Origin of the sequence: Pseudobutyrivibrio sp. MD2005 (assembly GCF_000621865.1) — a bacterium.
GTDB lineage: Bacteria > Bacillota > Clostridia > Lachnospirales > Lachnospiraceae > Pseudobutyrivibrio.
Genome location: NZ_JHXE01000001.1, coordinates 12857 through 39293 on the forward strand (window position 1 = coordinate 12857; position 26437 = coordinate 39293).

Consider the following 26437-nt stretch of genomic DNA (forward strand, 5'->3'; position numbering starts at 1 on the left):
TATATCACTTTTATATACAAAAGGAAAGAAAGCTTATGTTAATACTAGGACTACAAAAAACAACGCTTTTAGACTTTCCTGGCAAGGTTGCATCCACCATTTTTACTGGTGGCTGTAATTTTAAATGTCCATATTGTCATAACAGCGAACTTGTTATTCCACCTGCTGATGCATTTGCTTTTTCTGAAGAAGAGATTTTTGACCATTTAATCGCGAAGAAACGCGTTTTAGATGGTGTATGTATCACTGGTGGCGAGCCTACTCTACACAAAGACCTACCTGATTTTATCAAGAAAATTAAGGATTTAGGACTATTGGTTAAGCTTGATTCTAATGGCACCAATCCTGCCATGCTTAGAGGGCTTATAGATAATGGACTTGTGGACTATATCGCCATGGATATCAAAAATTCAAAAGAAAAATACAATTCTATTGCCTGCATGAAAAATTTTGATATTAAGCCTATTGAAGAATCTGTTTCTATCTTACTTGAGGGAAAGGTAGACTATGAATTTAGAACTACTATCATGAAGGAATGTCATGATTCATCTGATATGATAGCCATTGGTGAGTGGCTAAAGGGTGCAAAAGCTTATTATCTACAGAGCTATAAAGAATCTGAACAGGTGATTAATCCTATTTTTTCACCACATGATTACGATACATTAAAAGATTTTGTTAACCTATTGAAACCATACATAACAAATACTAACCTAAGAGGTGTAGATTAAATATTATGTAATATGGGGAATTTGGCATGAAATTTGAAGTTAAAACAGATCGACTGTTACTTAAAGTATTGGGGCCTGAGTCAGCTCCTATGGTTCTTAAATTTTATCAGAAAAACCGTGATATTTTTGAAAAATACGAGCCTGTTATAGGTGATGATTTTTACACACTTGCCCATCAAAAGAAAATTCTAGATTTTGAGCATAAGAATATTCTGCGTCTTGTGATGATTAGATATTGGATATTTAATAAAGATAATCCATACGAAATCATTGGTACTTTAAGCTATAGAAATATTGTTAGACCTATTTATGCATGCTGTACAGTTGGATACAAAATGGATAGAGATAACATGAATAAAGGTTACTGTAGCGAAGCTATCAAGGCTACAATTCCTCTTCTTGTAGAAGATTTTGATATTCATCGTTTTGAAGCCCTTATTTTGCCTGATAATATGCCATCTATTCATATGGTCGAAAAACTTGGATTTAAATTTGAAGGCATCCTCCGAGATAAAATTATTATCAACGGAGAACGCCTTGATCATTGCATGTATGCTTATTTAGCGGATAATTAATTATTTTAAAATTTTACTTCCATGTGGTTCTAATTCAATATCGTAATGCTGGCCTCTATAATCAAAACTTAGAGGCTTTTTTTCTGCCGTATTGTTCAGAGCAACTACCACATACTCATCCTCATATACTCTTGCAAATACTAAAGTTTCATTTTTAACCTGCACTTCCTCGTATATTCCTTGCTGAAGTGCCTTTGACTCTTTTCTGATATCAGCAAGTGTCTTTATATGTTCTATTAAGTCTGGATTTTTCATAGATTTAATATCAATTGCTGGTCGCAATGCATAATCTCCGTCTCCAGATTTTTTATCACCTTCAATAGCCCACTCACTTCCATAGTAGATTGAAGGAATTCCAGGCATTGTGAATAGTAGTGTGTATGTTGGGAAGATGTTTTCCTTATCAGTTAAAAGTGTAGCTATGCGATTTACATCATGATTGTCCACAAAATTGTATAAATACTTTCCTGCATACAATCCACCCTGGCCCCATTGGCGCTTCATAGCATAATTTATCTCAAAATAATTGTGATCATTATGACTAGAGTATATTCCCTTCCAACACTCGTAATTTGTTACAGCATCCAGCATTTCTTCGTTGACATAGATATTATAATCTCCATGGATTATTTCTCCCATCAACCAGAAGCTTGATTTTTTCTGCTCTGTAAAGGCTTTTAGTCGTTTGAAAAAGCCTCTTTCTATGCAATCTGCAGCATCCAATCTAAGGCCATCTATATCAAATTCATCTATCCACATTCCCACTGCGTTTAGTATATGGTTATCCACAGCTTCACACCAATGGTTGAGTTTAACTAATTCTTCTGCACCTGACCAACATTCGTATGACAAACCGTCATTATGCCAGTTGTTACCACCTAAGTTTAATCCTGCTATCCATTCCTTATAGCTTGAGTTTTCGCGATTTTTCAAAACATCGACAAAAGCTTCATGTCCTCTACCTACATGATTGAAGACTCCGTCTAATACCACTTTTATGTCATTCTTATGACATTCCGAAACTACTTTTTTAAAATCATCATTGGTGCCTAATCGACTATCAATTTTGTAATAATCGATTGTGTCATATCCATGTGTGCCTGATTCCATAATAGGTCCTAAATATATTGCATTTACGCCTATTTCCTTGAGATGTGGTATCCAATCAATCAATGTAAGAATTCTTCTACCAGCTGTCTCTTCACCTTTATTCTCTCTAGGGCATCCAAAAGCGCCTAAAGGATAAATGTGATAAAATACCGATTTCTTAACCCACTCGATGTCTCTCATAAAAACCTCCCACTATATAATATTTAAAGGCAGGTTGCCCTGCCTTTATTTTAAATCAAAATGCCCGAATTTTCTTTACTGTTCTCAATTTTTTCATTTATTAACTTGAAAGGATGATATAATACGACTCCAATAAAAATAGCCACAATGCCATATATAATAAGTGTTAACATACAGTTTCTATATGTGTGCTTATAGAATCCGGCTATACATTCTCTTACTGCATTCATCGAATAGTTGAATGGCATAAACTTATATAGGATTTGGAATACCTTTGGAAGAACTTCAATTGGAAAAGTTCCGCCTGCTCCCGCTACCTGTATAACCATGAGTACTACTGATAATGCCTCGCCAAGATTACCAAATGAATATGAAAGGGCATACAAGAATAACGAATATATTAGTACAGACCATGCACAGGCTAACCATAGGTAAAATGGATGCTCACACTGGATTCCAACAAACAATAAAGCGCCCATGACTGTAATTATTGTTTGTATTTGACCAATTACAAATGTTACAAAGTATCTACCAAAGAAGCATTGCCAGTTTTTAAGATTTTCAAAGCCTTCTTTGTTCTTAATATTTGTTTTGAGGATTGTAGACATAATAAGCGAACCAACCCATATAGATAAAACAATATAAAATGGCGCTGTCATGGAACCATTATTTTCAACAGGATAAATATATTCATCGGAAATCTCTACCGGGCTACTGATAAAATCAGATAGTAATTCTGGATCAGATTTCAGTAAATCCATTAGCTTTTTATATGCATCATTTTGGCCTAAACTTTTGATTTCAGCAATCATAGAAGACAATTGTTCTTCCATTTCAATGGCCTCATCCCTTGATTTAACAAGGGATTCCTTGGACTGATTCATTATTGTTGAATAGTTATCCAAATTATCCACTACTAAATCAATACTTGTCGCATTGTAGTTAAGCAGCTTTTCAATTTCCGCCACCGAATTAGAAGCAGAGCTTATTACTTCTTGCTCCATAGGTTCTATTGCTGAAACATACTTTTCTCTAACATCCTTTGTTTCATCTAAACAAGCCTGTAAATCTTTTGATAATGCATTTTTAGCCTCTTCAATATTGCCCTTACCATTTGAAACAGCTTCTTCAACAGCAAAAACATCATCATCTAATTTTTGGACTTTTTCATTAAAACTATCTGCCCATGCTGCAATCTTATCTACTGTATTTTTATCTATTAATAAGCCCGTATTTACATGGGTTAAAAGATAATAATAGCCTGCACCATCATCACGTGTACCCCAATCAGCCTGGAATGCTAGTACCTTTTCATTGATTTCCTGAATACTATTGACTCCAGCTTTTGGTGCAATCGCATTAACAAGACTTCTTATTTCTTCGACTTTTCCATCTACATTATCTAAGTAATCGTTAAATCCAGAAACCTTATCGTCTTTTTTGTTCTTTATATCTTGTATATCATTTTTTGTATCTGCTGCAGAATTCTGAGCTGATTTTGCCATTTCTTCTGCTAGCTTTGTAATAGAGTCAGCGCTATCTGTAATAGCTTCTCCAGCACTAGCAACACTTTCAGTTGAATCTACAAGTGCTACATAAGAATCTAATAAAGCAATCACTCCGTTTAAATCAGAATCTAATCTCTCTAACTTGGCAATTCCTTCACCTGTTATATTGCCTTCTTCATCAAGTGTGGCAAAATATTCTCCACCTTTAAGCAGTGATTCTGCAATAGTACCTACAAAAGCATGATCTACTTCACGCTCTATAGTAGTCTTTACCTTCGATGTGATTTTTGGAGCAATAGCATTTTTCTTCTCATTCTCATAATAAGTTATTACTGGATTTTCGATATTTCCACCAAGGAAACTTATCATGTTTGCGCTAAATTCTTCATCTATTACAAGTGCTGCGTAATAGTCTCCAGAATACACTCCGTCAATGGCTTCTTCGGCTGTATCTGTGAATACCCAGCCTATAGTTGTATTCTCTTTTAGATTACTAATTATTAAATCTCCAACATTTAGCTCAATACTTCCGATTACTATTCCTTGGTCTGATGATGCTACAGCAACCTGAAGATGTTTTGTGGCATCTGCCCCATATGGATCCCAATTGGAAAGAATATTAAACCACGCATATAAGCTAGGAATTACTGTAAGTCCTATTATTACAACCATGGCAACAACATTTACAGATAACCTTTTTATGTCTGAGACAATTATTTTTATCACATTTTTCATTTTTTCAATTTGTCTCCTATTGATCGTATATCTGATTTAAGTCCATTTTTTAAATCTTTTATATCATTAACCATCTCGTTACTTGCATCGTGAATATCTTTAATGCTCTGAATGACTTCCTCACCAATTAAAGCTTGGGCTTCTGCCTCTTTTTCCATTATTCCAAGTTCCCTTAATTGTTCTTGTAACTTAAAATCCATATATTCAACATACAAAAGATAAAAAGCTATTCCAAATAGTGAGATTATCCAAAGTAAAAGAAATACCAGTTTGGAGCGCTTGGAAACAAAACTAATAATCAAAAACACTAATGGAAGTAGAATATTTACTTTTAATCCTACTTTGATTTTTCTTTGATTCTTTTGATGAATTTGCTGCTGCAAATCCAAAAACTTTTCATACAATATTTCTTTATCGTTAGCCATATTTTTTCCTCAAATTACGAAGATTTTCTACATCATTTCCGTGTCTTCCATTCGTTCTTCCATATAATGATTAATTGGCTCAAATGGAATTCTTATGAGTAATCCTATAAATAATGCCACAGCTATAAAGATTAGCAGTGTGCCAAGATATTTAACATAATCCATTTTATATAAACCGCATAGGCATTCTCTTATGGCATTTATCGCATAAGGGAATGGGAAGAAAATGTACATCTTTTTAAAAAAATCTGGTAGTAATTCAATTGGATAAGTTCCGGAGCTTCCAGCTATTTGGATAACTACAAGTACTACTGCCAATGCCTTACCTGCATCTCCCCAAGTAACAACAAGTGAATAGATTAATAGGGTAAATGTTGTCGCTATTATGGAACCTGCAAGTAAGAATAATCCAGGATGTAAACACTGAATTTTTAATAGATATATGTCTCCAATAACAATAATTACCGCTTGAATTTGTCCTAATATCCAAAATAGTACATATCTACCAAAAAATAATTGTCTTAAAGACGCATTTGAATATTTTTCTTTATCCGGTTTTACTTTAATTAATGCTGTTAGAATTAAAGCTCCAACCCAAAATGCCAATGTAGAGTAGAAAGGTGCAACTGCCGAACCATAATTCTCTATTGGATATACTTCTTCAGTAACTACTTCTACAGGTGTTGAAAAGAATTTTCCATACATTTCTGGGTCACCTGACAAAGCATTAATTAATACTTTTAGCTTTTCACTTTCTCCAGCCTTCTCAACATCATTAATTAACTCAATCAATCTACCATTTACATACACGATTGCTTCGTTAGTTTTTTCAAGACTTGTGTTTGCATTATCGATTGTGCTACCTATAGCATCAAACATTATTTCTAAATTGCCAAATGTTTCACCCACATTATTTAGCAATGCGTTTGTGTTATCTAACATTCCTGAGAGAGAAGATAAGCCTGTACTTATCTTTGGTATTACTTCGCTGTTTAAAGTAGATTCTAAATTAGCCCCTTCCTGCTTTGCTTCTTTAAGAGCGCTTCTCAAATCATCATTAACATCAACGGTTACGCCATTTAATCCCATTGATTTTATAGCTTCTTCAAGTGAATTTATTTCTGAAATTTTGGCAGATACATTTTCTTCAGAAAAATCTATTTCATTTACTGATTTTTGAAGATTACTTATTAAAGCCTTTAACTCCTGGTTATCTGTTTTAAAGATTCTTTCAAAATTAAGAATCAGACTCATTGTTCTGTTTAGTCGATTTAATGTGTGTTCTTTTGCAAAATCCAATCTTTCTTCACCAATTGTATTTGGTAGGGCATAAATATCCTTTTCGATTTCGCATATTAAGACTGATGCTTCCTGTAATTTGCTATTAATAACTGCCGCATCGTTTGAACTAGATAACTCATCAAGTATTTTTGTCAAATCTGCCGATTTACTATTTATAACATCAAGGGCTTTATTTACATCTTCGGAATAGCTATTGATTGTAGTATTTGCCTTTACTGCATCACTAGCAGAGTCCTTAACAGCTTTTGCGCTTTTATATGCCTGATCTTTCAGGTTGCCAGCATCTACCTTTGCAGCCTCCAGAGATTCCTGAAGCTTAGCATCATTGTCTATTATTTCTGTAAGTGAGTTTTGATATGTTGTAAGATCTTCACTAAGTGACTGAAGCTTTTCTAATGCCTTATCAACGCTTCCTTCTTCTTGAATGTCATTCGATACGTCTTCCGCATTTGAAAAAAGCTCGCTGACAACAACCTCTGTGAAAGCTACATTTATATTATTCTGCAATGTCTGCACAACTGTATCTGATATTTTAGTTGCTACTGGATTTTTCTTTTGATTCTCATAGAAGTGAAGAGTAGGTCTATCTACTTTTTCTGTAAGAACATTGAACATGTTGTATGTGAAATTTTCATCGACAACTACAGCGGCATAATACTTGCCGCTATATACGCCATTTACAGCGTCTTCTGATGAATCTACGAATTGCCAATTGACTGATGTGTTTTCTTTTAGATTTTCCATGATAGTATCACCTTGATTGTGATACTTGCCATCTTCATCTGTATATCCCTTATCCATTGATACTGCTGCAATTTTTAGTGCGCCAGTATTTCCATATGGATTCCAATTAGAATAAATATTAAACCATGCATAAAGCGCTGGTAAAAAACATACTCCAAGCACTATTACTAGTGCAAAGAAATTCTTTACCAAGCCCAAAATGTCATCTAAAAATATCCTTTTTATGGTTTTCATATTTATACGTCCCTTTTATTTATATTCAAATAAAACTATAAATCGGAAGCTTTACTAATTTTTATGGCATTTCTGCTATGTTGTTTTACCTCGTATAACATCTTATCTGCCCCTTGTAGATAAGCAAACATGCTGTCATCCCTTTCAGGAACTCCATAGCATATTCCCTGTGAAATTGTGACTCTATCATCGGTAAGAGAGAAGAGATGCTCAACATTTTCTTCATAAATCATTTCTCTCAGTTCATTAGCTTTAGCCTCTACCATTTCATAACTGAGTCCTTCATAAATAACAACAAACTCATCACCGCCATATCTGGCAACGAAAATACCCTCATATTCCGCTAGTTTCATAAGAGTATTGGCTATAAATTTGATACATTCATCACCTTTTTGATGACCATAGTTATCATTAAACTGCTTAAAGAAATCTATATCAAGAATCTCTACTGCAATGCTTGTTCTATTGATTAATGCCTTTTCAAAAGCTTCCTCACTATATTCATTAAGTTTCAGTCTATTATACATTCCCGTTAAAGGATCTGTCTCTGAACGTTTTTGTAAGAATGTATTCTTTTCTTCGACTTTTCGATTGATTTGTGTAAGCTCCATATACGAATTGTGCATAACGATCATATTACTAACCATCAATCTGTTTTCACGTTCCATAAATTCTGACAGCTCAAAATAAAGGACTGAAGCTATTTTATATTCCTCAATTTGTCCTACGCGTCTGTAATATCTGATTTTTAAAGTAAGAAGTTTTCTTTCTAGATTCTTAATAGCCGTGCGTTTTGTTAGATCGTCTAAGATTGTGTATGCATTAAAGAAATCATCATATTTTTCAATAGTTAATAACATGTGTAGATAATCATAGAAATCATCAAATACATCCAAAATAGGCATACTGGTGCTAGCATGCTCATTAACCATTTTTATCCAATAATCCCTGGCTTCTTCTTCGGATATTGCCTGATGAACTCTTGCAAAAAAGCAAAAAATAACGATTTTATCCATTTCCTGCAAGAATGGAAGACAGTCGACCCTAAGACGCTTTTCAATCTCTAAATATTTATCATCCTGATCTAACATCAAATATGCTCGCCCCATACCAAGTAGGGTAGCAGTGATACTTTCTGTATAGTTTTCAATATCTTTGTGGTCTAATAGATATCTATATGCAATTTCTGTATGTGAAATAGATTTTTGAAATTCTTCGATATTTAGATACAGTGAACCAAGATTCATATGTATCATCCATTCAATATCTGGAAGAGAGTAGTCCTCACAAATACTGATTGCTTTTATGAAATAATCTAGAGCAAAAGGGGCATTTCCACGATTTAAAGAAACGATTCCTAGCATGTTGTTGGCCATAGCAACATAACCCCATTCTTTAACATGCTCCATAGGGCCCATGCAAGACAGCATTTGAGAATAAAAGTTTGATGCATCATTCAAAAGATAATATGTCTCACCCTTTGAAAAATAAGCATATCCAATCAATGCATCATCCTTCAATCCCTTGCCGTATGCAAGCAGCTCATCACATGCCTGAATTAGGGCAGTAGAATCCTTACCTCTATTCTTTTGTATATCACCTATTAGAAGTTGAATCTCTCTGCTATAACTACGAACATCCATACATCATATTCCCCAATACATTAAGCTTCACTAGCTTTCTTTTAAAATATTTGTCAGGGTAGCAAAATCCTCTAATGATAATGCTTCACCTCTTATAGTTGGACTGAATCCAGCTTTTTCAATTGCTTCAGCAATTTGTTCCTTAGAATAGTGTAAACCATTACTTAATCCATTTTGTAATGTTTTACGTCTTTGATTAAATGATGCTCTTATTATCTGGAATAAGAGTTTCTCATCACATTCTACTGGCGGATTATCATGACATTTAAGCGTAATTACTGTACTAGACACCTTAGGCTGTGGTATAAAGCAACTTGGTGGAACCTCACACACGATTTCAGGCTTAGAATAATACTGAACAGCGAGAGAGAGAGCTCCATATTCCTTTGAACCAGGGCCTTCCTGCATTCTATCCGCAACTTCCTTCTGAATCATTATAGTAATTGACTCAAGTGGTACATGACTTTCAAATAATCCCATAATGATTGGTGTTGTAATATAATAAGGCAAATTTGCTACAACCTTGATAGGTTTTCCAGCATTTTTTTCTTCAGCTAACTTATTGATATCAACTTTGAGAATATCTTGATTAATTACAGTCCAATTCTTATATGATGAGAGAGTATCAGCCAAAATTGGAATCAGAGTCTTATCAATTTCTACAGCAACAACTTCCCTTGCTTCCTCACAAAGGCGCTGTGTCATAGTTCCGATTCCTGGGCCTATTTCAAGCACAAAATCATCTTTTGTAATGCCTGCTGCATCTATAATGCTATTCAAAACATTCCCATCAATAAGAAAGTTCTGACCATATTTTTTTTGAAATGAGAATCCATGTGCCTCTAAAACAGCACGTGTATATGTTGGATTACTTAAATATGCCATGTTTAATTCCTTTTACTTTTATTATATATGTTAAGTGCATTTTCATAAGTGATTCTTTCAACTTCTTCTAAAGAAACACCCTTTATTTCTGCTATCTTTTCTGCAACTAATGTAAGATAGATAGAAGAATTTCTTTCTCCTCTATGAGGAACTGGTGCCATATAAGGACAATCAGTCTCTAATACAATACTTTCAAGTGGTATTGCTTCAACTGTCTCCACAAGTTTTTTAGCATTTTTAAATGTTACGACACCACCTACACCTATGTACCAACCCATTTTTACATATTCCAAAGCTATTTCTTTAGAATACGAATAACAATGGACAATACCTTTCAGGTGCCTATTATTATACATCTTAATTGTGTTTAAAGTGTCTTCTGCAGCGTCCCTTGAGTGTATTATTACCGGCAGTTCTACTTCAAGAGCCAAATCCATCTGCCTATTAAACCATTCTCTTTGCTTTGCTCTTTGCGCCTCATCCTTCACCCAATAATAGTCTAGACCGATTTCACCAATCGCCACAACCTTTGGGTGTGACGCTGTTTTTCGCATCCAATCCAATACTTCATCATCTATTTCATCAATTTCCTCTGGATGAATACCAACTGCTGCATATACATTTTCATATTCTTCAGCAAGGGCTAAGCTGTTCTTGCAGCCTTCAAAAGAAGCCCCTACATTCACTAATTTTTCTATTCCATTTTCTCTCAATAAATGAGAAAGAAGTTCGACTCTATCCTCGTCGAACTTCTCATCATCATAATGAGCATGTGTCTCAAAAATCATTAATAACCTCATGTGTGGCTCGCCTGTTACACATACAATCCTAAATATTGCTTTCAGTCACTAGATGTTCCTTACAGCAACATTTAGAGATTGTCTGTTACAGGCTATCTATACTTTAGTGCATAATTTTCTCGCCTGTTACGCTTATAATTCCTAGCAGATTTCTGCTCCGTTAGGCATATCCTTTTCTGGAGTCATGAGGGCGAGATTTCCCGCAGCATCCTCAGCACAAAGAAGCATTCCCTCTGATAATACGCCTGCAAGCTTTGCTGGCTTAAGGTTTACGAGAACCATTACCTTCTTGCCAACCATTTCGTCAGGAGAGTAGTGCTTACTAATTCCTGAAACAATCTGCTTTGTCTGAGAACCAATCTTTACTTGAGAGCAAAGAAGCTTCTTAGAACCCTTAACTGCCTCACAAGCAACAATCTTTCCAACTTGGAACTGAAGCTTCATGAAATCATCAAATGTGATTTCTGGCTTTGCCTCGATATCAATACCTTCCTCATCATCTGATTCTTCTGGCTGTGCAGGGTGAAGCTCAGCTACCTTTGCCATAACTTCGTCAAGATCAAGACGAGCAAAAAGAATCTCAGGAGAATCTGTTACCTTATCACCATTTACATAATGTCCGAATGTAGAAAGCTCATCATATGGAATTTCTTTAGCACCAATCTGAGCAAGTACCTTTTCAGATGTCTCTGGCATAAATGCCTTAAGAAGAGTAGCACCGATTGAAATTCCTTCAACAAGATTGTAAAGAACAGTAGCAAGTCTATCCTGCTTTGCCTCGTCCTTTGCAAGTGCCCATGGCATTGTCTCGTCGATATATTTATTACATCTCTTGAATAGATTAAATACTTCTGTGATAGCATCAGCTACACGAAGTTCAGCCATTTTATCTTCTACAGCCTTAACTGTTCCTGTAACTACTGATTTAAGATCTGCATCAACTTCTTCTGCAACACCCTTATCCTCGACAACACCGCCAAAGTATTTATTGCTCATAGAAATTGTACGGTTAACAAGGTTACCAAGTGTATTAGCAAGATCTGAATTTACACGCTCAACCATAAGTGGCCATGAGATAGCACCATCGTTTTCAAATGGCATCTCGTGAAGAACGAAATATCTAACTGCATCTACACCGAAGAAATCAACTAATTCATCAGCATAGATAACATTTCCCTTTGACTTAGACATCTTGTCATCGCCACCATCTGCAGCCTTTGTAAGAAGCCATGGATGACCAAATACCTGCTTTGGAAGTGGAAGATCAAGAGCCATAAGGAAAATTGGCCAATAAATTGTATGGAAACGGATAATATCCTTTCCGATAAGGTGAAGGTCTGCTGGCCAAAGAGCCTTAAACTGGTCTGTAGACTCACCGTCACAATCGTAACCGATACCTGTAATATAGTTTGTAAGGGCATCAAGCCATACATATACAACATGCTTTGGATCAAAATCTACTGGGATTCCCCATGTAAATGATGTACGTGATACGCAAAGATCCTGAAGACCTGGAAGTAAGAAGTTGTTCATCATCTCGTTCTTACGTGATACAGGCTGGATAAACTCAGGATGTGTATTGATATATTCAATAAGCTTATCAGCATATTTGCTCATTTTGAAGAAGTAAGCCTCTTCCTTAGCTGGCTGTACCTCACGACCGCAGTCTGGGCACTTACCATCTACAAGCTGTGACTCAGTCCAGAAAGACTCACATGGTGTACAGTAAAGTCCTTCGTAAGAGCTCTTATAAATATCGCCCTTATCATAGAGCTTCTTAAAAATCTTCTTAACCTGTTTCTCATGATCTTCATCTGTAGTACGGATAAATTTATCATAAGATGTATTCATTAAATCCCAGATTGAACGAACCTGTCCTGATACATTATCTACAAATTCCTTTGGAGTAATACCTGCCTCTGCAGCCTTAAGCTCAATCTTTTGGCCGTGCTCATCTGTACCTGTCTGGAAGAATACATCATATCCCTCCTGACGACGAAAACGAGCTATACTGTCTGCAAGTACGATTTCGTATGTATTTCCAATGTGTGGCTTACCTGATGTGTAAGCAATCGCTGTTGTAATGTAATAATTGCCTTTGTTACCCATTTTTAACTCCTACTCTTCAAATATATCCTCTATTTTTGCTCCGCAAGCGCTGCAATACTTGGAACCATTTTTAACTAGTGCCTGACACTTAGGACATGCAACACCACCCTTAAGAGCCATAATATCTTCTGATATTTCTTTAATTCGAAGAGTAACAGCTGTGATTTCTTTAATCTCTTCTATATCCTCTTCCTTATGCTCCTGATAGTATTTTTTACCTAGTTTTTCATAAAGCTTTATTAGTTCACCTTCTTTAACCTTTTTATCGTATTGTAATTTAGTTAAATCTCCAGCATTTTGCGCAAACTTGCCAAACTCTTTGGTTGTACTTGCTATGCTATCTGAAAGCTCATCTAATAATCCCATTGTATTACCTCCGCTTAAACGAAAAAATAAGCCCTTTAAACCTTTTGATTTTAACACATAACCCGTTTTTTTACCACTTTTTTACCGTTTTATGAAAGTCCACCATCTCTGATAATAATATATGCCAGGTATGCAAAATATAAAGCAAGCATAATGATACCATTAAATCTATTTAAACTCTTTTTCTTAATACAGAAAATCCAGATTATGCCTGAAAATGCAACTAAAATTAATGTATCAATTGCATTTACTGTTAGATAAGTCATTGGAGATATCGCTCCCGCAACTCCTAATATAAGCAATACATTAAATACATTTGAACCTACTACATTACCAATTGCCATATCCAACTTATTTTTCTTGGCAGCAACTACTGATGTAACAAGCTCTGGAAGAGAAGTTCCAAGTGCAACTATTGTAAGTCCAACAAGTGTTTCTGACATTCCAAACTTCAATGCCAGAGTAGTACATGAATCAACAACCCAATCACCACCAAACTTAATTGCAACAGCACCGCCAACTATATATATGATGCAAAGCCATGTTGGAATATCAACAATTTCCTGTTCTTCATTACTTTCTTTAACAGCATTTCTTGATTTCATAGCACTTTTTAGCATTATTCCTAAGAATATTGCAAAGAATACAAGAAGTATTGCACCATCAAAATGTCCAACTGAATTTCCAATAAGACCTAGTACCATTAGTCCAAGAGTGCATCCAACCGAAAATGGAAAATCTCTTTTAATAGTCTCATCTGCAACCATGAGAGAAGAGAAGAGTGCACAACTTCCTAAAACTACCATCAGATTGAATATATTAGATCCTACTACATTTCCAATTGCCAACTGATTGCTTCCAGCTAAAGATGCTGTAACTGAAACTGAAAGTTCTGGAAGTGATGTTCCCATAGCAACTATTGTCATTCCAATTACAAGAGCTGGAACATGGAGCTTTTTTGCCACTGCAGATGCGCCTTCAACAAAAAAATCAGCTCCCTTAATCAAAAAGATGAATCCTAAAATAAGTAATATTAGTGCTCCCGGCACTGTCGAAAAAAATGTAACCATATTTCCTCCTAGAATAAAAAATTTATCCCCATTGTATGTTCTAAAAGAATCTTAGTACCAAGTAATATAAGGATAATTCCTCCAGCAAGCTGTGCTTTTGCTTTATATTTATCCCCAAAGATATTTCCAACATATACTGCGATAGAAGAGAGTACAAATGTTGTAACTCCGATTATCAATATTGCCTTTAGTATATTAAAATTCTCTTCAAATGAAAATGTAACTCCACATGCTAATGCATCAATGCTTGTTGCTATAGCAAGTACAAATAGTTCTTTAATGTCTAGAGGTGGATCCATCTGATCAACTATATCAATATCTTTCCATTCCTTAATAGCATCAATTACCATTTTTCCACCAACATATAATAGTAAAATAAATGCAATCCAGTGATCAAAAGCAACTATCTTTTTAGCAAAGGTACTTCCAACTAACCATCCGATTAGTGGCATTAATGCCTGAAATCCTCCAAAAAATAGCGCTATAACAAGCATTTGCTTTTTGTTAACCTGCCTCATTGCCAGTCCTTTGCAGATTGATACAGCAAATGCGTCCATGGATAATCCTACTCCAAGCAGGAAGATGTCCAAAACACTCATATTAAACTCCTTTCGTCTATCGCAGGAAAGTTTCTAATATAACAAAAGACCCACGTGCAACCCTAAAGGGCTACACGTGAGTCTCACTATTTAATGTTTGCCAGGTTAAAAACCGAGTCTGTTGACAAACAACACAATCAATATGCGCTAGCTACTCCCTCACGAAGATGTATACAATATACTAAAAAAATAAGGGAATTGTCAACTGTAGTTATCCACACATACTGTTTTTCTCATGTCTTTTATACACGTTATTAACAATAAAATAACTGATTATTCCGCAGCAAATTCCTACTAGACTACCTACAATTACATCAGTTGGCCAATGAACGAATATATATAATCGACTAATTGCAATTAAAGCCGCAAGCACAATAGCTGGAATTCCAAGTTTTTTATTTCTCATTAAAATAGCCGTTGCTACTGCAAAACTCGCATTTGAATGACCTGATGGAAATGAATAATCATGAGGTATTTTTACTAGTAATTGAACCTCTGGCTCAAGCCAACATGGTCTACATCTCATTATCCATGGTTTTAATATTACATTACAAATAATTGCTGCCATAATCAATGAGACAGCAGCATGTACTCCAATTTTTCTATAATGGGGCAATAAGAGGAGTAGGAGAGTAGCGACTATCCAAAACCATCCGCCGTTTGCTAACATTGTAATCTTTGGAACAATCCAATCTAAAACTGTATTATGAATACTTTGAAACCAATGTAATAAATCTAACTCCCATTGAGAATAGAATATATTGGAATTTTCAATTATAGCTTCCATAAAATCCTCCATAACCAATAAAAGTGCCAAAGCTAAGCCTTGGCACTTTTTATTATATCATTTTATCTTAAGCTTCAATCTTGCAAAATGACTTTTTGCCTTTCTTAAGAAGGAATTCATCTACAAATGTTGATTTTTCGTATGATGTAAATGGATCAGCAACCTTTTCTCCATTGACAGATACGCCACCCTGCTGTACAGCACGGCGAGCCTCAGCACGGCTAGCTGTAAGTCCAGATGAAACAAGAATCTGAAGAATATCTACTTTTCCATCACGGAAATCTTCGTCAGCAAGCTTGTGACATGGAATATTCTCTGAATTAGCACCACCTGCAAAAAGTGCCTTTGATGCCTCACGTGCTTTATCAGCTTCTTCTGTACCATGTACCATCTGTGTAAGCTCATAAGCTAAAATATCCTTTGCTTCATTGAGCTTTGCACCTTCCCAACTATCCATTTCACGAATCTGCTCCATTGGAAGGAATGTAAGCATACGAATACATTTGAGAACGTCTGCATCACCAACATTTCTCCAATACTGATAGAACTCGAATGGTGTAGTCTTGTTTGGATCAAGCCATACTGCATTACCAGCTGTCTTACCCATTTTCTTACCCTGTGAATCTGTGAGAAGAGTAATAGTCATAGCATGGGCATCCTTACCAAGCTTACGTCTGATAAGCTCTGTACCACCAAGCATGTTAGACCACTGATCATCGCCACCAAATTCAAGGTTACAATTATACTTTTGGAACATGTAGTAGAAGTCATAAGACTGCATAATCATGTAGTTAAACTCAAGGAATGAAAGACCCTTTTCCATACGCTGCTTGTAGCACTCAGCACGAAGCATGTTGTTAACTGAGAAGCAAGCACCAACCTCTCGAAGAAGATCTACATAGTTAAGGTTAAGAAGCCAATCAGCATTGTTAACCATAAGAGCTTTATCATCAGAAAAATCAATGAAACGCTCCATCTGACGCTTGAAACATTCTGCATTGTGATCAATATCCTCACGTGTGAGCATCTTTCTCATGTCTGTACGACCTGAAGGATCACCAATCATTGTTGTACCGCCACCGATAAGAGCGATAGGTTTATTTCCAGCCATCTGTAATCTCTTCATAAGTGTGAGAGCCATAAAGTGACCAGCAGTAAGGCTATCTGCAGTACAATCAAAGCCGATATAGAAAGTTGCCTTGCCCTCATTAATTAATTTTTTAATTTCTTCCTCATTTGTTACCTGAGCAATGAGGCCACGTTCTACTAACTCGTCATAAATTGTCATTGCAAAATTCTCCTTTCTCACATTTTTGAACAGTAATATTTTTTTATAAACAAAAATCCCTCGCCCCCATTACTAGGGTCGAGGGATTAAAAAGAGGTGCCAACCAGATTTGAACTGGTGATAGAGGTGTTGCAGACCTTTGCCTTACCACTTGGCTATGGCACCATATATAAAAGTAAAACGGAGAAGGAGGGATTTGAACCCTCGCGCCGGTTGCCCGACCTACACCCTTAGCAGGGGCGCCTCTTCGGCCTCTTGAGTACTTCTCCAAGTTGTAGGTATTACTTCTTTTGTTCGACGCAAGTGTTATTCTACTAGAGAAGAACCATAAAGTCAATAAAAAAATGGGGAAAATTTAATATTTCCCCATTTTTTTTACAGTAGTTATTTTTACTCTGTTTCTTCTCCATTTTCGGCTAAGATTGTGTCACTTTTTCTTACTTTTGCAATACTAATTAGCTTAGTATTCTCTTTTAAATCTATAAGTTTTACACCTGATGTAATTCTGCTAAGGAGAGCAGTTCCTGCTACTTCAATACGAATAATTGTACCAGCAGTATTTATAAGCATTACCTCATCATCCTGCTCGACTGCTTTAGCACCAATAAGATTTCCAGTTTTTTCTGTAATCTTATAGCACTTAACACCCTTTCCACCTCTGTGGATTGTGTTAAATTCACTCATTAATGTGCACTTTCCAAGACCATTTTCAGAAACTGTCATTAATGACTCACCCTGAGAAATTAGCTGCATACCAATAATCATATCATCAGCGGCAAGATTCATACCGATTACACCCATAGTTGCACGACCGGTTGCACGTACTTCAGTCTCACTGAATCTGATGGCCTGTCCATACTTAGTAACCATGATTACATCTTCGTCACCATCTGTAAGCTTAACTTCAATAAGCATATCATCATCACGAAGAGTAATAGCTGTAAGTCCATTCTTTCTGATGTTATCGTACTCAGTAATCTTTGTTTTCTTAACAAATCCATCTGCAGTTGCCATGAAGAGATATTTGTCCTCATGATAATCTTCGATAGGAATCATAGCTGTAACTTTTTCGTCTGGCTGCAACTGTAAAATATTTACAATAGCTATACCTCGACTTGTACGACTACTTTCTGGAATTTCGTATGCCTTAATTCTGTATACTCGTCCCTTGTTAGTGAAGAAGAGTAGGTAATCATGAGAAGACATCATTAGCATTTCTACAACATAATCTTCATCTATTGTATCCATGCCCTTGATTCCTTTACCACCACGGTGTTGAGCTTTGAAATTATCCTCATTCATACGTTTGATATATCCAAGCTTTGTAAATGTCACTACTGTGTTTGTAACAGGAATCATATCTTCCATGCTTATATCATATTCATCATATCCAATAGATGTACGTCTATCATCGCCATATTTATCAGCGATTTCTGTAATTTCTGTTTTGATTACAGAAAGAAGTACCTTTTCGTCTGAAAGAATTGCTTTCAATTTTCCAATAAGCACCTGTAATTCATTGTATTCCTGCTGAATTTTATCGCGCTCCAAACCTGTAAGAGCACGAAGACGCATATCAACAATAGCCTGAGCCTGAGCATCTGATAAACCAAAACGCTCCATTAAAGTGGCTTTTGCTGTATTTACATCAGCAGAACTTCTGATAATCTGAATAACCTCATCGATATTATCAAGAGCGATGAGTAAGCCCTCTAAAATATGAGCGCGTTCTTCAGCTTTGTTAAGTTCGTATTTTGTACGACGAGTTACAACATCTTTCTGATGATTTAAGTAGTGAGTAAGCATCTCCTTAAGGTTGAGAATCTTTGGCTGATTATCAACTAAGGCAAGCATAATTACACCAAAAGTATCCTGAAGTTGAGTATGCTTGTAAAGCTGATTTAGAATGATGTTAGGATTAACATCACGTCTAAGCTCGATACAAATTCTCATACCTTCTCTAGATGATTCATCACGAAGATCTGTAATTCCATCGATTTTTTTATCTTTATGAAGCTCTGCAATCTTTTCTATTAATCGAGCTTTATTAACATTATATGGAATTTCGGTAACAACAATTCTGTTTTTACCATTGTCCATAGGCTCAATTTCTGAAACAGCACGAACTCTAATTTTAGCCTTACCTGTACGGTATGCCTCTTCGATTCCGGCTTTTCCTAGAATTACGCCACCTGTAGGAAAATCAGGACCTTTTACAATCTCAAGTATTTCATCGATTTCAGTATCTCTGTTTTCCTCAATTTGATTATCAATAATCTTATTAACAGCACCAATAATTTCACGAAGATTATGTGGTGGGATATTAGTAGCCATACCTACAGCAATACCAGTGGTACCATTTACAAGCAGGTTAGGATAACGAGCTGGAAGAACAGTAGGTTCTTTTTCAGTCTCGTCAAAGTTAGGCATGAAGTCAACGCCATCCATGTCGATATCTTTACCAAGTGTGAATTTATCATCCTTGTAATTGATACCGAACATTGTCATGGATATCTTAGAAAGACGTGCTTCTGTGTATCGCATGGCAGCGGCGCCATCGCCATCCACAGAACCAAAGTTACCATGTCCATCAACTAGTGGATAACGTGTGTTCCATTCCTGCGCCATGTTGACAAGTGCTCCATAAATAGAGCTATCACCATGTGGATGATATTTACCCATTGTATCACCAACAATACGAGCACATTTTCTGTGTGGCTTGTCAGGACCATTATTAAGTTCGATCATAGAGAAAAGAACTCTACGCTGAACAGGTTTGAGACCATCTCTTACATCTGGAAGAGCACGTGAGGCAATTACACTCATGGCATAATCGATATAAGAGTTTTCCATTGTTGCTTTCAGGTCAACATCATGAATGTTATCAAATATTTTGTCGTCCATATTTTTCCTTTTTCTTTCTACGGGCTTTGCCCGAAAAATTTTTAAGAAATCTTATATATCAAGGTTTTGTACATATTTTGCATTTGCTTCGATGAATTCACGTCTAGGCTCTACATTATCACCCATAAGTGTTGAGAATGTAACGTTAATCTCTGAAACATCTTCATCATCAATAACAACTCTCTTTAAGATACGCTTTTCAGGATCCATAGTTGTCTCCCAAAGCTGCTCAGCATCCATCTCACCAAGACCTTTATATCGCTGAATTTTGTTATTTCCATCACGACCAACCTCAGTAAGAATATTATTTAATTCTTCATCAGAATATGCATACCAAACCTTTTTGTTTTTTTCTAGCTTATAAAGTGGTGGGGTAGCAAGATATACATATCCCTGTTTAATAAGCTCTGGCATAAATCTATAAAGGAATGTAAGCATGAGAGTAGCAATATGAGCTCCATCAACATCGGCATCAGTCATAATGATGATTTTGTGATAACGAAGCTTTGATATATCAAAATTCTCATGTATACCTGTTCCGAATGCAGTAATCATAGCCTGGATTTCTGCATTACCATAAATTCTATCTTCTCTAGCTTTTTCTACGTTAAGGATTTTTCCACGAAGTGGAAGAATAGCCTGAGTTGCACGGCTTCTAGCTGTTTTAGCTGAACCACCAGCGGAATCTCCCTCAACGATAAAGATTTCGCAATTTCTTGGATCTTTGTCTGAACAGTCTGCAAGCTTACCAGGTAGTGACATTCCTTCAAGTGGAGTCTTTCTACGGCTTAAATCTCTAGCCTTTCTAGCTGCTTCTCTAGCTCTTTGTGCCTGAAGAGATTTTTCACAAATAAGCTTTGCGGTAGCAGGATTTTGCTCAAGGAACCATGTCAACTGCTCTGTAACAATTGAATCTACAGCACCTCTAGCTTCTGAATTTCCAAGCTTTTGCTTTGTTTGTCCTTCAAACTGTGGTTCTTCGATTTTGATTGATATGATTGCAGCCAATCCCTCACGAATATCATCACCCTCAAGCTGAGGATCATTATCCTTTAAAATCTTGTTGTCTCTAGCATATTTATTAAATACTTTTGTAAGAGCACCTCTAAAACCAGTAAGATGTGTACCACCTTCAGGTGTAACAATATTATTTACATAACTGTAAGCCTGATCCTGATATCCATCATTATGCTGCATTGCAACTTCGACATAGATATTATCTCTTGTACCTTCACAGTAAATAACATCTTCATAAAGTGGCTTATTTCCACGATTGATGTATTGAACAAATTCTTTAATTCCACCCTCGTAGTGGAAGCTTTCTTCCTTCACTTCTTCATTTCTTGTATCTGAAAGAGTGATACGAAGACCTTTTGTAAGAAATGCAGTCTCACGAAGTCTTACTTTTAGTGTCTTATAATCAAATATTGTTGTTTCAAAAATTGTATCATCAGGAAGGAATGTTACTTTTGTTCCAGTTTCTTTTGGATTGCATGTTCCAATTTCTTTAAGAGGATACATTGTTTTTCCACGCTCATATCTCTGCTTAAAGATTTTTCCTTCACGTTTAATTTCAACTTCTACCCAATTTGAGAGGGCATTAACAACAGAAGCACCTACACCATGAAGACCACCAGATACCTTGTATCCGCCACCACCAAATTTTCCACCAGCGTGTAACACGGTAAATACAACTTCAACAGCTGGAATACCAGCTTTATGATTGATACCTGTTGGAATACCACGTCCATCATCGATTACTGTAATTGAATTATCAGGATTAATTGTAACTTGAATATGCTTACAAAATCCTGCCAATGCTTCATCTACAGCATTATCAACTATCTCATAAACTAAATGATGAAGACCTCTTTCAGATGTAGAACCAATATACATACCAGGTCTTTTTCTAACTGCTTCTAGTCCTTCTAGAATCTGTATTTGGTCTGCACCGTATTCCTGATTAATTTCTGCTGCCATTTAGTTCCTCCGTAATTAATTCTATAGAGCCATCTTTAACCTTGTATACTGTATTAAGCTGAAATCTGTTTTTTACAAATTCATCTAATCCAGTACACGTAATAATAGTTTGTGTATCAAGTAAATTATCTAATAAATCACTTTGACGATTTTTATCTAACTCAGATAAAACATCATCTAAAAGTAAAATAGGTTTGTCATTAATCGTATTTTCAACTAGTTTAATTTCAGAAAGCTTTAGAGATAGGGCACAAGTACGTTGTTGTCCCTGACTTCCAAACTTTCTAATATCTATTCCATCAACTGTTATTTTTATGTCATCTCTATGTGGGCCTACTGATGTTTGACAGAATCTTATATCTTTTTCTTTATTCTTAACTAATTCGTCTAAGAAAAAGATATCTTCTATATTTGGATCATAACTAACATTTATATCTTCTTTGTTAGATGTGATTTTTGAATGAATATCTTTAACTATGATATTGATATCATTTATAAATTGCTGACGTCTATTGATTATTTTTTTGCCATAATTAATAAGCTGCTCATCCCAAATTGGTAATGTTTCTTTCAATTCTGGCTTATAAACCATTTCTTTTAACAAAGCATTTCTTTGATTTAAGGCTTTATTGTAGTTTGTAAGATCTGAAAGATATATTTTATCAATCTGACATAATTCAGCATCCATAAATTTTCTTCTCTCAGAAGGACCATTTTTTATAATATTCAAATCCTCTGGTGAGAAGAAAATAATATTTATAAGACCAAATAAATCTGCAGCCTTTTTTATTGGTACCCTGTTAATAGCAATTCCCTTAGATTTATTTTTTCTAAGATGAATATCTATCTGATAGTCTCTATCATTTTTTGAAATAATTGTTTTGATATGACTTTCATTTTTATCAAATTTAATTATTTCTTTATCACGACTACCTTTATGCGACTTTGTAGTACCTGAAATATAAGCTGATTCTAAGATATTTGTTTTACCCTGAGCATTATCACCGAAAAGGATAGTAGTATGTTCATCAAAATTAATTGATAATGAATCATAGTTTCTAAAGTTTTCAAGCTCAATGGATTTAATTATCATTAGTAACTGTTACGCTTTCTCCATTAAATTCAACAACATCACCAGGATAGATTTTTTTACCACGGCGAGTTTCAACTTCACCATTGTATTTAACTAATCCATCCTCTATAACTTCTTTTGCCATTGCACCTGATTCAACTAAGTTAGCTAACTTAAGTAGTTGACCAAGTTTTATAAATTCATCTCTAATTTGTATTTTTTCCATTAGTTTGCTCCTGGATTATTGAAATTAACAGGAAGAACAATATATGTGTATGAACCTGCATCATCTTTGATAAAGCATGGGCTCTTTGCATTTAACATATAAAGATTGATTTCTTCATCATCAATTACTTTAAGTGCATCTAATACAAATTTTGGATTGAATCCAATCATTATGTCCTTACCTTCTTTTACAATATCAACTGTTCTGTTCATAGAACCCTTAACAGAAGAGAATGATAGTGACATAGAATTATCAACTGCATTAACAATAATTGGTTTTTTATCTACTTCGATAATGAATGGAGTAGCACCATTTACGCAATCAAAGAATTTTCTCTTATTAATTTTAATTTTTGTTTCGTAATCTGCAGAAAGCATTTGTTCTATCTTGAAAAACTCACCTTCAATGATTCTTGAAACAACTGTAGTCTTATCGTATTCGAAAATAATATGATTATCAGTAACATAGATGCTTACTTCATCATCAATGCCGCCATCGATAATCTTAGTAATTTCGTTTAATGTCTTTTTAGGAACAATTACCTTTACATCATTTGCTGGATTCTTAAGATCTACATTTCTAATTGATACTCTATGACCATCAAGAGCTACAACTTTAAGCTTATTATCTTTGATTTCAATTAATTCACCAGTCATAAGCTTATTGTTTTCATTATCAGCAACTGAGAAAATTGTCTGTCTAATGATATCTTTAAGAGTAAGCTGAGAAATGATGATTGGCTGATTTCTTTGAATAACAGGAATATAAGAAAAATCTTCTCCAGATTTTCCTACAATTTTGTATTCAGCATCTTCACATGTAATGTATGTTAAGAAAGAAGCATCTGTACTGATAGTAACTTCGTTATCAGGAAGCATTCTAACTATATCAGAGAAAGTCTTTGCATCAAGAGCAATGATTCCTCTTTCTTCTATATTTCCATTTATGATTGTTTCAATTCCTATTTCCATATCGTTAGCAGTGAGTTTTATTTCACCAGAAGATGCATCAATAAGAATACATTCAAGTATTGCCATAGTGGTTCTGGTAGGAACTGCTTTCGATACAATATTAACTCCTTTGACAAGGTCAGCTTTTTGACAAGTAATTTTCATTTGATTCGCTCCCTTTCTTAAACATAAAAAATATAATTTATATTCTAAGTACTATTCTTATAGGTTGTTGATTTGTATATAACTGTGAAACGCCTTTATTTATACGTAAAACATAAAAAGTTAAATCAAAAAAATATGTGAATTAATTATTGATAAACTATGGATAATTTGTGAATAAAAAATGATAATTTTTTGAATTAATTAATTGTCTACATTCTATAAACATGAAACTAACAAGTTATTATCATACTTATCAACAAGTTTTACACATTAATTTGGATTAATCTTTTTCTTAATTGTTTCAACTAGATTCTTTGTATTTTCATCTTTATCTATTTCTTCTTCTATTTTATTAGCTCCATGGATGATTGTTGAATGATCACGACCACCAAGAAGTAATCCAATAGCTTGAAGTGAAGAATCTGTCATTGTATTACATAAATACATGGCAATTTGTCTAGGTCTAACTACTGAGCTTGATCTATTTTTTGATGCCATTTGATCTACTGTAATATTAAAATGTTCTGCTACAACTTCTATTATTAACTGCGGAGTTATTTCTCTAGATATATTTGGAGAAATAAAATTCTGTAATTCTCTTTCAGCTATATCCATTGTTATATCAATCTTTTCCAATCGAGAAAAAGCTATGAGTTTATTTAAAGCTCCTTCGATTTCTCTAATATTTGATTGAATATTTTCTGCAATATATTTTCTAATTGATTCATCTAAATTGAAGTTTTTCTCTTCAATTTTTTTATTAAGGATAGCCATACGAGTTTCATAATCTGGATATCCTATATCTGCCATAAGACCCATATCGAATCTTGATTTGAAACGATCGTCTAATGTTTCCATATCTTTTGGTGGTTTATCAGAAGATATTACAATCTGTTTTCCCATTGCATGTAATGCATTAAATGTATGGAAAAATTCTTCCTGTGTTGCTTCTTTTCCTATAATAAACTGAATATCATCTACCATGAGAACATCTACAGTTCTGTATTTATCTCTGAAACGCTGCATTGCTGTAGCATTATTATTAGTTCTCATGTTTTCAATTACTTCATTAGTAAATTCTTCCGAAGTTACATATAAGATATGAGTATTAGGATTTTGATCTTCGATGTAGTTTCCAATAGCCTGCATCAAATGAGTTTTACCAAGACCAGGGCCACCATATATATAGAGAGGATTGTAAAATTCTCCAGGTGATTCCGCTACCGCAAGAGCAGCAGTCTGAGCAAATCTATTATTTCTACCTACGACAAAATTTTCAAAAGTAAACTTTGGATTGATGGAAGAGTTACCCATTCTTTTTTCTTCAAATGGTTGTGTTTCTTCCATATTAATATTGAGATTTATATTTTTTTCTTTTTTGATTTGATTTGCATTGTCTTGAGTGATGAAGATTATTTCTTCGTAATGAATTCCAGTTATTTCTTCAATTGTTACTTTTATTGGAGTGGCGTACTTTCTTGTAATATAACCGATTGTCATATTATTTTGATCGCCGTTGTAAGTGATATATAATTTGTTATCTTCTACTTGAAATAATTCGAGAGGTTTTAACCAAGAATTATAAGAAACATCAGAGATGCTATACTCAATTTTAAGATAATCCAGGACTTCGTCCCATTTTTTAACAAGTTCTTCCATATACTTTCCCTTTTATCCACATTCTAAACTATTATCTATTCTAAACTAAAAAGCCCGTATAATCAATATTTACTGTAAAAAGGTGTAGGGGATTGTTTGATTAATAAAATGGCTTATTTTTTGAATTTGGGCCTTTAAAATTAGTTTTGTTATTTATCCACAATCAATAATTAGAGTTTTCCACATATTTTTCTTTTATTTTAATATATTTTCGTCTTTTTATGTGGATAAATATTTATTTTTTTATAATTATCCACATAGTTTTCCACAGGCTGTAGATAAGATTGAAATTTTTTTTCGAAGATTTCCACTATATTTTGTATTAATCCTGATTTAATCACTTTAGATATTGTGTTTTATAGTTATCCACAATGTATTCCAACTTATTTT

The 26437-nt window shown here is 34.7% G+C and carries 21 protein-coding genes and 2 tRNA genes; 2 read left to right on the forward strand and 21 right to left on the reverse strand.

The annotated features are described in order from the left end of the window. Nucleotides 1-35 precede the first annotated feature (35 nt). Together T498_RS0100050 and T498_RS0100055 are read left to right on the forward strand one after the other, a co-directional pair. Nucleotides 36-731 (forward strand): anaerobic ribonucleoside-triphosphate reductase activating protein, encoded by a 696-nt coding sequence (locus tag T498_RS0100050; RefSeq protein ID WP_028234142.1) that lies wholly within the window; start codon nt 36-38, stop codon nt 729-731. A gap of 26 nt (nt 732-757) precedes the next feature. Next, nucleotides 758-1306, forward strand: coding sequence for a GNAT family N-acetyltransferase (locus T498_RS0100055; RefSeq protein WP_028234143.1), 549 nt, complete (start codon nt 758-760; stop codon nt 1304-1306). Here the strand turns inward: T498_RS0100055 and T498_RS14390 are convergent, their stop codons facing one another. The 21 genes from T498_RS14390 to dnaA all read right to left on the reverse strand — a co-directional run bounded on the left by T498_RS14390 (nt 1307) and on the right by dnaA (nt 26047). After that, nucleotides 1307-2596, reverse strand: a complete 1290-nt coding sequence (locus tag T498_RS14390; RefSeq protein WP_051524507.1) for an alpha-amylase family glycosyl hydrolase — start codon at nt 2594-2596, stop codon at nt 1307-1309. 50 nt (nt 2597-2646) lie between these two features. Further along, nucleotides 2647-4839, reverse strand: a complete 2193-nt coding sequence (locus T498_RS0100065; RefSeq protein WP_028234144.1) for a YhgE/Pip domain-containing protein — start codon at nt 4837-4839, stop codon at nt 2647-2649. After that, nucleotides 4836-5264, reverse strand: coding sequence for a hypothetical protein (locus tag T498_RS14395; RefSeq protein ID WP_051524508.1), 429 nt, complete (start codon nt 5262-5264; stop codon nt 4836-4838). Before T498_RS14395 ends, T498_RS0100065 begins: the two co-directional genes overlap by 4 nt. Before the next feature lie 27 nt (nt 5265-5291). Then, on the reverse strand, nt 5292-7544 hold the full coding sequence (locus T498_RS0100075; RefSeq protein ID WP_028234145.1) for a YhgE/Pip domain-containing protein: 2253 nt from the start codon (nt 7542-7544) through the stop codon (nt 5292-5294). Nucleotides 7545-7579: 35 nt separating this feature from the next. Beyond that, on the reverse strand, nt 7580-9187 hold the full coding sequence (locus tag T498_RS0100080; protein WP_028234146.1) for a GGDEF domain-containing protein: 1608 nt from the start codon (nt 9185-9187) through the stop codon (nt 7580-7582). A 30-nt stretch (nt 9188-9217) separates the two neighbouring features. Continuing rightward, nucleotides 9218-10072 carry a 16S rRNA (adenine(1518)-N(6)/adenine(1519)-N(6))-dimethyltransferase RsmA gene (gene rsmA / locus T498_RS0100085; protein WP_028234147.1) on the reverse strand — a complete coding sequence of 285 codons (855 nt, stop codon included), beginning with the start codon at nt 10070-10072 and terminating at the stop codon, nt 9218-9220. A 2-nt stretch (nt 10073-10074) separates the two neighbouring features. After that, a complete protein-coding gene (locus tag T498_RS0100090; protein ID WP_028234148.1) occupies nt 10075-10860 on the reverse strand; it encodes a TatD family hydrolase in 786 nt (261 codons plus the stop codon). Between the two features lie 153 nt (nt 10861-11013). Continuing rightward, nucleotides 11014-12981 (reverse strand): methionine--tRNA ligase, encoded by a 1968-nt coding sequence (gene metG, locus T498_RS0100095; protein WP_028234149.1) that lies wholly within the window; start codon nt 12979-12981, stop codon nt 11014-11016. 9 nt (nt 12982-12990) lie between these two features. Continuing rightward, the gene (locus tag T498_RS0100100) at nt 12991-13347 is read right to left on the reverse strand and encodes a zinc ribbon domain-containing protein (protein WP_028234150.1); all 357 of its coding nucleotides are present in this window, start codon (nt 13345-13347) and stop codon (nt 12991-12993) included. Nucleotides 13348-13436: 89 nt separating this feature from the next. Next, on the reverse strand, nt 13437-14417 hold the full coding sequence (locus T498_RS0100105) for a calcium/sodium antiporter (RefSeq protein ID WP_028234151.1): 981 nt from the start codon (nt 14415-14417) through the stop codon (nt 13437-13439). Nucleotides 14418-14425: 8 nt separating this feature from the next. Beyond that, nucleotides 14426-15016, reverse strand: coding sequence for a manganese efflux pump MntP (locus T498_RS0100110; RefSeq protein ID WP_028234152.1), 591 nt, complete (start codon nt 15014-15016; stop codon nt 14426-14428). A gap of 211 nt (nt 15017-15227) precedes the next feature. Next, a complete protein-coding gene (locus T498_RS0100115; protein WP_051524509.1) occupies nt 15228-15803 on the reverse strand; it encodes a phosphatase PAP2 family protein in 576 nt (191 codons plus the stop codon). Between the two features lie 67 nt (nt 15804-15870). After that, nucleotides 15871-17091, reverse strand: a complete 1221-nt coding sequence (gene tyrS, locus T498_RS0100120) for a tyrosine--tRNA ligase (RefSeq protein WP_028234154.1) — start codon at nt 17089-17091, stop codon at nt 15871-15873. 94 nt (nt 17092-17185) lie between these two features. Then, a tRNA-Cys gene (locus tag T498_RS0100125) sits at nt 17186-17256 on the reverse strand. A gap of 16 nt (nt 17257-17272) precedes the next feature. Further along, a tRNA-Ser gene (locus T498_RS0100130) sits at nt 17273-17360 on the reverse strand. Between the two features lie 121 nt (nt 17361-17481). Next, a complete protein-coding gene (gene gyrA / locus T498_RS14400; RefSeq protein ID WP_036977572.1) occupies nt 17482-19995 on the reverse strand; it encodes a DNA gyrase subunit A in 2514 nt (837 codons plus the stop codon). A 51-nt stretch (nt 19996-20046) separates the two neighbouring features. Beyond that, the gene (gene gyrB, locus T498_RS0100140) at nt 20047-21975 is read right to left on the reverse strand and encodes a DNA topoisomerase (ATP-hydrolyzing) subunit B (RefSeq protein WP_036977573.1); all 1929 of its coding nucleotides are present in this window, start codon (nt 21973-21975) and stop codon (nt 20047-20049) included. Next, entirely contained in the window at nt 21959-23068 is a 1110-nt protein-coding gene (recF, locus tag T498_RS0100145) for a DNA replication/repair protein RecF (RefSeq protein ID WP_028234156.1), read from the reverse strand. The genes gyrB and recF overlap by 17 nt, the downstream gene beginning before the upstream one ends. Next, nucleotides 23058-23273 carry a S4 domain-containing protein YaaA gene (gene yaaA, locus T498_RS0100150; RefSeq protein WP_028234157.1) on the reverse strand — a complete coding sequence of 72 codons (216 nt, stop codon included), beginning with the start codon at nt 23271-23273 and terminating at the stop codon, nt 23058-23060. The genes recF and yaaA overlap by 11 nt, the downstream gene beginning before the upstream one ends. After that, nucleotides 23273-24388, reverse strand: coding sequence for a DNA polymerase III subunit beta (gene dnaN, locus T498_RS0100155; protein WP_028234158.1), 1116 nt, complete (start codon nt 24386-24388; stop codon nt 23273-23275). The genes yaaA and dnaN overlap by 1 nt, the downstream gene beginning before the upstream one ends. Nucleotides 24389-24658: 270 nt before the next feature. Next, the gene (gene dnaA / locus T498_RS0100160) at nt 24659-26047 is read right to left on the reverse strand and encodes a chromosomal replication initiator protein DnaA (RefSeq protein ID WP_028234159.1); all 1389 of its coding nucleotides are present in this window, start codon (nt 26045-26047) and stop codon (nt 24659-24661) included. Between the last annotated feature and the right edge of the window lie 390 nt (nt 26048-26437).

Bases quoted from the DNA above. Each gene is read 5' to 3' on its own strand.
- T498_RS14395 (WP_051524508.1), bottom strand. From the start codon at position 5,264: ATGGCTAACGATAAAGAAATATTGTATGAAAAGTTTTTGGATTTGCAG.
- T498_RS0100075 (WP_028234145.1), bottom strand. From the start codon at position 7,544: ATGAAAACCATAAAAAGGATATTTTTAGATGACATTTTGGGCTTGGTA.
- T498_RS0100080 (WP_028234146.1), bottom strand. From the start codon at position 9,187: ATGGATGTTCGTAGTTATAGCAGAGAGATTCAACTTCTAATAGGTGAT.
- T498_RS0100100 (WP_028234150.1), bottom strand. From the start codon at position 13,347: ATGGGATTATTAGATGAGCTTTCAGATAGCATAGCAAGTACAACCAAA.
- T498_RS0100110 (WP_028234152.1), bottom strand. From the start codon at position 15,016: ATGAGTGTTTTGGACATCTTCCTGCTTGGAGTAGGATTATCCATGGAC.
- T498_RS0100055 (WP_028234143.1), top strand. From the start codon at position 758: ATGAAATTTGAAGTTAAAACAGATCGACTGTTACTTAAAGTATTGGGG.
- tyrS (WP_028234154.1), bottom strand. From the start codon at position 17,091: ATGACAATTTATGACGAGTTAGTAGAACGTGGCCTCATTGCTCAGGTA.
- rsmA (WP_028234147.1), bottom strand. From the start codon at position 10,072: ATGGCATATTTAAGTAATCCAACATATACACGTGCTGTTTTAGAGGCA.
- dnaA (WP_028234159.1), bottom strand. From the start codon at position 26,047: ATGGAAGAACTTGTTAAAAAATGGGACGAAGTCCTGGATTATCTTAAA.
- T498_RS0100065 (WP_028234144.1), bottom strand. From the start codon at position 4,839: ATGAAAAATGTGATAAAAATAATTGTCTCAGACATAAAAAGGTTATCT.
- T498_RS14390 (WP_051524507.1), bottom strand. From the start codon at position 2,596: ATGAGAGACATCGAGTGGGTTAAGAAATCGGTATTTTATCACATTTAT.
- recF (WP_028234156.1), bottom strand. From the start codon at position 23,068: ATGATAATTAAATCCATTGAGCTTGAAAACTTTAGAAACTATGATTCA.
- yaaA (WP_028234157.1), bottom strand. From the start codon at position 23,273: ATGGAAAAAATACAAATTAGAGATGAATTTATAAAACTTGGTCAACTA.
- T498_RS0100050 (WP_028234142.1), top strand. From the start codon at position 36: ATGTTAATACTAGGACTACAAAAAACAACGCTTTTAGACTTTCCTGGC.
- gyrB (WP_036977573.1), bottom strand. From the start codon at position 21,975: ATGGCAGCAGAAATTAATCAGGAATACGGTGCAGACCAAATACAGATT.
- gyrA (WP_036977572.1), bottom strand. From the start codon at position 19,995: ATGGACGACAAAATATTTGATAACATTCATGATGTTGACCTGAAAGCA.
- T498_RS0100115 (WP_051524509.1), bottom strand. From the start codon at position 15,803: ATGGAAGCTATAATTGAAAATTCCAATATATTCTATTCTCAATGGGAG.
- metG (WP_028234149.1), bottom strand. From the start codon at position 12,981: ATGGGTAACAAAGGCAATTATTACATTACAACAGCGATTGCTTACACA.
- T498_RS0100090 (WP_028234148.1), bottom strand. From the start codon at position 10,860: ATGATTTTTGAGACACATGCTCATTATGATGATGAGAAGTTCGACGAG.
- dnaN (WP_028234158.1), bottom strand. From the start codon at position 24,388: ATGAAAATTACTTGTCAAAAAGCTGACCTTGTCAAAGGAGTTAATATT.
- T498_RS0100105 (WP_028234151.1), bottom strand. From the start codon at position 14,417: ATGGTTACATTTTTTTCGACAGTGCCGGGAGCACTAATATTACTTATT.